4 protein-coding genes are annotated in these 7,935 nt (G+C 71.6%); all 4 read right to left on the bottom strand.

Features of this window, described 5'->3' with window-relative positions; translation table 11 throughout:
* A partial coding sequence (locus D7X12_RS18985; protein WP_244224639.1) for a hypothetical protein occupies nt 1-1,373 on the bottom strand: 1,373 nt, incomplete at its 3' end.
* 188 nt (nt 1,374-1,561) lie between these two features.
* On the bottom strand, nt 1,562-2,545 hold the full coding sequence (locus D7X12_RS18980) for a FecR domain-containing protein (RefSeq protein ID WP_120626683.1): 984 nt from the start codon (nt 2,543-2,545) through the stop codon (nt 1,562-1,564).
* A 32-nt stretch (nt 2,546-2,577) separates the two neighbouring features.
* The gene (locus D7X12_RS18975; RefSeq protein WP_120626682.1) at nt 2,578-4,425 is read right to left on the bottom strand and encodes a sensor histidine kinase; all 1,848 of its coding nucleotides are present in this window, start codon (nt 4,423-4,425) and stop codon (nt 2,578-2,580) included.
* A gap of 10 nt (nt 4,426-4,435) precedes the next feature.
* Nucleotides 4,436-7,771, bottom strand: a complete 3,336-nt coding sequence (locus D7X12_RS18970; RefSeq protein WP_120626681.1) for a response regulator — start codon at nt 7,769-7,771, stop codon at nt 4,436-4,438.
* Between the last annotated feature and the right edge of the window lie 164 nt (nt 7,772-7,935).

The raw sequence follows: 7,935 nt of genomic DNA, 5'->3' as shown, positions 1-7,935 counted from the left end.
ACCGCGAGCCGCGCGGGCTCCGTCCCCAGCGGCCCGAAGGCACGCGCGGACACCTCCGCGCTCCCCTCCGAGGCCTCCTGCGGCACGCGCCACGCGGCGGTGAACGTCCCCGGCGGCGCCTCCACCACGGGGCCCACCGTCCCCACGGGCGTGGAGAGCTGCACCTTCGCCTCGGAGCGCGGCTGCCCCGCGTCATCGCGCGCCACCACCACCACCTGCCCCTCCGTCCCGCGATGCACCAGGGGCTCGCTCAGCGACACCGTCACGTCGCGCACGGCCCCCTGCACCAGCTGCATCGGCAGCGACTCGCGCGAGCCGGGACCGCGCTGCGGCCACGCCGCGTCGATGCGCTCGTCCGTCGCGAGCTTGCGCGGCGCGGTGTAGCGCCACTCCTGCATGCCGTTCGCGTCGCGCCGGGGACCCTCCAGCTTCCCGTGCTTCGCCTTCACGACGACGCGCGCGTCCGCCACCGGCAGGCCCTTCGGGTCGCTCGTCGCGCACAGCAAACGGGCCTGCGACACACCGTCCGCGGGCAGCCGCTGCGGATTGAGCACGCACGCCAGCCCATCCGTCGGAGGCAACTGCAGGTCGATGGTGATCTGCTCCACGTTGCCCGCGCGGTCCTCCACCTGCCCCCGAGCCATCGGGTATCCCGGAGGCACGATCAGCGGCAGCAGGAAGTTCCCGTCCGCGCCCACCTGCACGGGCCCGAAGCGCTTGCCCGCGATCTCCAGGGACACCCGCGCCCCGGGCTCGCTCGCGCCGGGAAGGTCCACCGACGCCGCCAGCGGCACCAGCAGGCGTCCATAGGCGCCGTGCACCGACTGCGGGTGCGGCCACGCGGACAGCGCCACCAGGATGGCCGCCTCCGGCGAGTTCGTCTCCGGCAACACGTAGCGGGCCACGTACGTCCCGGGCCCCGTCTGCTTCAGCCCCTCCAACCGCCCCGTGCTCGCCCGCAGCACCGGCGGCGCACCGCTGTCATCCGGCGTCCCGTCCGCCTTCAGCCGCTTCACGGTGAGCGTCGCTTCCGTGTCGCGGCCCTTCACCGGCTGCGCGGGCTGCAGCGAAAGCTCCATGCGGCTGGCGGGCGGGCCCACGGCGTAGCGCGCGCGGGCCTCGGCGCCCTCGCCCTTCGCGATCACCACCACCTCGCGCGCCTGGGCCTTGGGGACCACGACGAAGGTGTGCAGCGCAGCCGCCTCCGGTCCGGGCCGCACGTCCGCGCCTTCCGCCGTCACGGTGGGCGGAGCGGACTTCACCGGCGCGCCCTTCGCGTCCCGGCGCACCACCGCCACCGTGAAGCCCTCGGGCGGCACGGACGCGTCCGGTCCGAGCAGCTCCAGGGAAGCCGCCCAGACCGGGGCACACACCAACAGGAGGGCGGGGATCAGGCGTTCCAGGACCCCACGAGTCTACAGGGCACCCCGTCGGGACTGAACCTCTTTGCGGCCACCTGACGCCGGAAGTGGCGGCACACCGGGCTCTGGAGCGATTTCCCGGGACAACACGACCTTCAGGGTGGTCCCTCTTGAAGAGGACCCGAGCGCCCGTCAGCGGATCAGGGCGGGGCGCCCGTGGTGGTCACGCCCTTGGTGGTGGTCTTCCAGATGGCCTCGGGCGTGAGCCTCACTTTGGGTGGCTTCGTGTCCACGACCACGTCGCGCTTCTCCTCCCCGACCAGGCCTCCCACGCCCATGGCGCGCACCTTCACGGCGCTCGGGCCCTCTGGAAGCACCACCTTGCGCTCGAAGCGGCCCTCGTTGTCCGCGTGGACCACGACGCCCTCCACCTCCACCCGGTTGCCCGGATCCGTCTTGCCGGTGACGACGAGCTCGTGCTGCCGCAGCGCCTTGTCCCCGGGCCAGGCCACCTTCAACAGGAGGCTCCCAGGCACCGGCGCGGGTTCGGTGGGCTCCTTGCCGGGCCGGACGATGGACTGCTGGCCCGCGCGGACGATGACGACCTTGCCGTTGCCGAGCAGCGCCACCTCGCCGTCGCGCGTGCCCACGCTCACCGTGCCCTTGCCGTTGTTCGTCATGGTGAAGGTACCGCCGCCGGTGCGCGCCACCACTTCGCTGCCCGTCGTCAACTCGAAGGTGTGGCGCTGGCCGGAGCGCACGGTGGTGGTGGCCATGCCGTTGGCGAGCAGCAGGCGCGACAGCGAGTCTGTCAGCTCCTCCACGGACACCTCGGTGCCTGAGGCCATGCGCACCTCCACGGCCTCGCCATTCACGAGCACCGCGTAGGCACCATCGCCGGTGCGCACCACGTCCGTGGCCCGCAGCGCCATGCCCTTCGTGGCGGGCGCCCACGCGCCAGCGACGCCATGGCGCACCTCCACGAGCCCCTCGATGTCGCTCAGCTCCAGCTCCACGGCCTTCTTCGCCTCGGCCGCGGCCACCGTGGGCACGGGCGCGGGCGGAGGCGTGGGAGGGGGCAGCTCCCGCAGGAAGACGAACCACCCTACGGGCAGCGCGGCCAGGATGAGGACGAGGCCGACGAGGAACGGCACCTGTCGCCTGCGGGAGGAGGGGGCGGCCATGCGAGTGCCCTAGCTACCACACCCGGCGCCCCTCATGCCCGGGGCAGCACGATGGTGAAGCGGGCCCCCTGCCCTGCCTCCGAGCGGACCTCCAGCGTCCCTCCCGCCTCGGTGATGATGCGCCACGCGACGCTCAAGCCCAGCCCCACGTTGGACCACACGTCCTTGGTGGTGAAGAAGGGCTCGAAGATGCGCGGGCGGATGTTCTCCGCGATGCCCTTGCCCGTGTCCTCCACTTCCAGGATGCACATCCCGTCGCGCTCGCCGGTGCGCAGGGACAGCCGCTTCTCGGGCGTCTTGATCATCGCGGTGCGCGCGTTGGACAAGAGCGCCAGCACCACCTGGGACAGGTGCCCGGGGTCCGCCCGCACGCGGGGCACCGTGGCGCTCAGCTCCGTCACCAGGTCGATGCCCTCGCCCCGCGTCTGGTTCTCCGTGAGGGAGAGCGCGTCGCGCACGACGGAGTTCAGGTCCACCGGCCGCATGTCCGGGCGCTCACGCTGCTGGGAGAAGCGCAGCAGGTTCTGGGTGATGTCCTTGCAGCGCTTGGCGCTCTGTTCAATCTTGCGCAGCGTCTCGAAGTCCGAGTCGCCGCTCGCCCGGTCCAACAGCAGCAGCTGCACGTTGCCGAGGATGCCGGCCAGCGGGTTGTTGATCTCATGCGCCACGCCCGCGCCCAGCTGTCCCACCGCCGCCAGCTTCTGCGCCTCCACCAGCTGCGCCTGCGCGGCCCGCAGCTCGGCCGTGGCCTCCTCCACCCGGACGCGCAGGTCGTCGTTCCAGCGCAGCATCCGCCCGCGCGCCGCCTCCAGCTCCTCGCCCATCCGGTTGAAGGTGGTCCCCAGCTCGCTCAGCTCGTCCTGCCCCTCCACCCGCACGCGGCGCTCCAGCTCACCGCGCCCGTAGGCCTCCGCCCCCGCCACCACCTCCGCGAGCCGCCGGTTGACGCGGCGGGTGAACAGCGCGCCCAGGGCCAGCAGCACCGCCAGGGCACACGCCACGGACAGGAGCACCGTGCGCCGCAGCTTGCGCACCGGGGCCAGCGCCTGGGCCTCCTCCACCGTCACGACGACGTCCAGCCCCAGCGCGACCGGAACGCGGGCCATGCTCACCCGGCGCGCGGGGTTGTTCACGTGGAAGCTGCGCGCGGCGTCCGGGCTCCTTGAGGTGCCCGTGCCCGGCCCTTCCAGCAGCTCCGGCTCCAGCGCCTTCATGCGCCGCTCCGGCTGGGAGCTGGCGAGCACGCGCCCCTCGGCGTCCACCACGTCCAGCAGGGTCGGCCCCTCGCCCGCGCGCCGCCGCAGCAGCGCCTCCAGCTGGGTGAAGACGACCTCCGCGAGCGCGAACGGCGCGGCCTCTCCGTCCGCCAGCTTCACCGCCACGGCCATGGCCGTCCTGCCGCTGCCCGCGTGCACGTACGCGCCGCCCAGCGCCGCCTGCCCCTTGCCCCCGCCCCGCAGCGACTGCACCGGCAGCGCCTTCGCCAGCTGCACCAGCCCGTCCGGCGCGAAGCCCGGGTGGCCGTTGCGCGCCTCCGCGCGGTACACCGCCTGCCCCAGCGGGCGTCCCTCCGCGTCCACCTCCAGCACCGCGCTGATGGTGGGGGACTGGCCGTACAGCAGCGCCAGCCCGCCGCGCACCTCGTCGGGCGTGGCGCGCTCCCAGTCGATGAGCTCCGCGGACCGGGCCAGGCCGTTGACGACCTCCATCAGGTTCGTGGCCACGGCCTCCGCGGTGGCGGACGCGAGCGCGCGCTGCTTGTCGTCGATGTGCGAGACGACCTCCGCCTCCGCGCGCGACAGCAGCAGGAAGCCCACGGCGGCCAGGGGCAGCACCGTCGCGGCGAGCATGAAGAGGATGAGCTGCTGGTAGAGCCTCATCCAGGGTGTCTCATCCGGTGATGGACCGCACCACGCGCTCCACGTCGCTGCGCAGGAAGACGGAGCCCGGGATGGCCTTGGCCTTCTTCTTCATGTCCGCGGCCCGGCGCGCCAGCTCCGCGTGGTCATGCGCCATGCCGTCCGTCATCACCGCCACCACGGACACGCTCATGATGGGGAAGTGCCGCTTCTCTCCGAAGCGGTCCTCCGCCTCGATGTGGCCGCGCTCCCGGTCATGCCGGTCGTAGTAGAGCGGGATGATCCGGTCGAACGCTTCAATGGCCCGCTGGCACACCCGGTCCACCGACTCCGTGGAGGTGATGAAGACGAAGTCGTCACCCGCCACGTGGCCCAGGAAGTCCCCGGCGGCGCCCTCCTGCTGGAAGATCTCCCGCATCAGGTCGCCCGTCTGGCGCACCACGCCGTCCGCCTTCGCGAACCCGTAGTAGTCGTTGTAGGCCTTGAGGTTGTCCAGATCCAGGTAGCAGAACGCGAACGGCATCCGCGCGGCGAGCCGCCGCTGCACCTCGCGCTCGATGGCAGTGGAGCCCGGCAGCTGCGTGGTGGGCGACGAGGACAGCTCCTGCTCCTTGCGCCGCAGCAGGCTCTCCACGCGCGCGCCCAGCTCCAGCGCGTCGAAGGGCTTGGTGATGTAGTCGTCGCCGCCCAGCTTCAGCGCGCGCACCTTGGAGGACGTCTCCGTGCGCGCGGAGATGAAGATGACGGAGATGTGGCCGCTGGCGCGCTCGGCCTTGATCTCCTCCAGGAACGCGAACCCGTCGCCGTCCGGCAGGGAGACCTCCAGCAGCACCGCGTCCGGGCGCCGCTCGCGCAGAGAGCGCCGGCCCTCCTCCAGGCTGCCCGCGATGCCCACCTCGTAGCCCAGCCCCTCCAGCACCTCGCGGCAGATGGAGGCGATCTTCGCGTCGTCGTCCACCACCAGCACGCGTCCGTGCTGCGCGCCGGCCCGGCCCCGCGACAGCGAGTCCACCGTGGCCAGCAGCTTGTCCCCCGCCAGGGGGCGCACGAGGAACGCGTCGGCTCCGGCGCGGAAGGCGCGCTGGCGCTCGTCGAACGCGGAGGTGAGCAGCAGCGGCGCGCGGCGCGTCTCCGGATCATTGCGGAGGATCTCCGCCAGCCGCAGGCCGTCCACGTCCGGCAGGCGCACCGACACGAGCAGCACGTCCGGGTGCAGGTTGCGCGCGGCGCTGATGCCCTCTTCCGCGGAGGCCGCGAGCCGCACGCGGTAGCCCCGGGCGCCCAGCAGGGCCTTCATGATGTGGCCCACCTCGGGCTCACCCTCGATGACGAGCACCTTGCCGCGCGACTCCGGGCGCACCGGCTGCGGCGCGGGCAGCGTGTCCACGCTCTCCTGCGACAGCACCTCCTGGGGCGGCTCCGTGGGCAGGACGGCGATGAAGCGCACGCCGTCATGGGACGGCTCGCACCAGATGCGGCCGCCGTGGCCCTCCACGATGTTGCGGCAGATGGGCAGGCCCAGGCCGGTGCCGCGCACGGTGCGGTTCGCCTGGGTGCGGGCCTGCTCGAAGCGGTCGAAGATGCGCTCCAGGCTGTCCTCGGCGATGGGGTCGCCGCTGTTCCAGCAGGAGAGCACCACGTAGCCGGGCAGGCTGGAGGTCGCGCGCAGCTCCACGCGCACCTCACCGCCTTCCGGGGTGAACTTCACCGCGTTGTTGAGCAGGTTGTTGAGCACCTGGTTGATGCGGTTGGGGTCCACCATGGCGCGCAGCGGGTGCTGCGGCAGCAGCGGAACGACGCGCACGCGCTTCTCCGCGAAGGCGGGCCCGTACTTCTCCACCACGCGCTGGACGAGCTCCTCCAGGTAGATGCGCTCGAAGCTCATCCGCAGCCGGCCCTGCGCGAACTTCGACAGGTCCAACAGGTCATCGACGATGCCGTTGAGCTTCTCGGCGGAGTCCTTGGCGAGCGACAGGTAGCGGTGCTGCCGCTCGTTGATGTCCCCGGCCATCCGGTTGAGCACCAGATCCAGCGCCCCGGTGATGGACGTGAGCGGCGTGCGCAGCTCGTGGCTCACCATGGAGACGAACGCGTCCTTGCGCTCCTCCAGCCGCTTCTGGTCGGTGATGTCGCGCAGCACCACGCACACGCCGCGCAGGGTGCCGCGCGCGTCGTTCACCGGCGTCACGGTGGTCTGCACGGTGCGATCAAAGAGCTTCACGTCCTCGCGCAGGACCTGGTGGCCGCTGTACTCCAGGTTGCGCACCAACTGGAACGGCTGGAAGCCCAGGCGCTCCTCCAACAGCCGGCTGGAGGGCCCCTGCCCTTCCTCGCCCGCGTGCAGGATGCGGCGCGCGGCGGGGTTCATCACCACGATGTCGTTCTTCTCGTCGGTGAGGACCACGCCGTCCGCCATGGACGCGACCATGCGCTCCATGCGGTGGCGGGCCTCTTCCTCCGCCGAGCGCAGCGACTGGATGGCGTCCGCCGTCTGGTTGGCGAGCACGTCCAGCAGGAGCCCATCGTCCTCGGTGAAGGCGTCCGCGCGGTGGGAGAAGAGCGACAGCATGCCCACGGGCCGGCCGCCGGCGGTGAGGTTCACCGTGAGCTGGTTCGGGTAGACGACGGGCGAGGCGGCGTCCTGGGTGGTGGTGCCGGTGACGCGGGTGATGACGCGGTCCTCGGGCAGGGACAGGCCGCTGCTCTTGCGGTACGCGCCGAGCATGGACTCCTTGACGCCCAGCAGGGCCTGCTCCCCCACGTTGCCGATGCACCGCAGCCGCAGCGTGGCGCCGCGAGAGCCTTCCGGTGCAATCAGGGCGGCGCCGCAGTCGTACGGGAGCACGCGGGCCACGGCGGTGAGCACGCGGTCGATGATGGCGTCGTAGCTGGCGGGATCATTGGCGCTGGCGCGGCTGACCTCGTAGAGGACGAAGAGGGCCTCCACGCGCTGGTGGAGCTGGCGGATCAGCCGCTCCTTGTCCTTCTTGAGCTGCGCGTACTCCACCGCGTTCTTCACGGTGATGAGCAGGTCGTTCACGTCCCAGGGCTTGGTGACGTAGCGGTACACCTGCCCCTGGTTGATGGCCGCGATGATGTCCTGCGGGTCGGTGTAGGCGGTGAGCAGCAGCGTGGTGACGTCCAGCCCCTCGGCCCGGGCCGCGGTGACGAGGTCGATGCCCGTCATCTCCGGCATGCGCTGGTCCGTGACGAGGACGTCTACGGTCTCCGTGCGCAGGATTTCCAGGGCTTCCCGGCCGGTAGGCGCCGTGAGGACGCGGTAACGCCGCTGGAACATCCGGCTGAGGATGTCGAGGACGTCAGCCTCGTCATCAACGAAGAGAAGCGTGTGGCGGAGGTCGGACACGGCACCGCCGAGTGTACGCCGAGATCAACGCGACCCCTCAACAAGCGAGAAAGACGGGTCTCCGCCGGCACGCACGGTATGGGTGGGGGCACTGAACGGATTGACTCTACACGTATGTTCAGGAAGCATGGGGTACTGAAATTCTGTTGCCCGGTCCGCCAGAG

Origin of the sequence: Corallococcus sicarius (assembly GCF_003611735.1) — a bacterium.
Taxonomy (GTDB): Bacteria; Myxococcota; Myxococcia; order Myxococcales; family Myxococcaceae; genus Corallococcus; species Corallococcus sicarius.
Note: the sequence above shows the minus strand (reverse complement) of the source record. Positions and strands in the feature narration are given on the sequence as shown.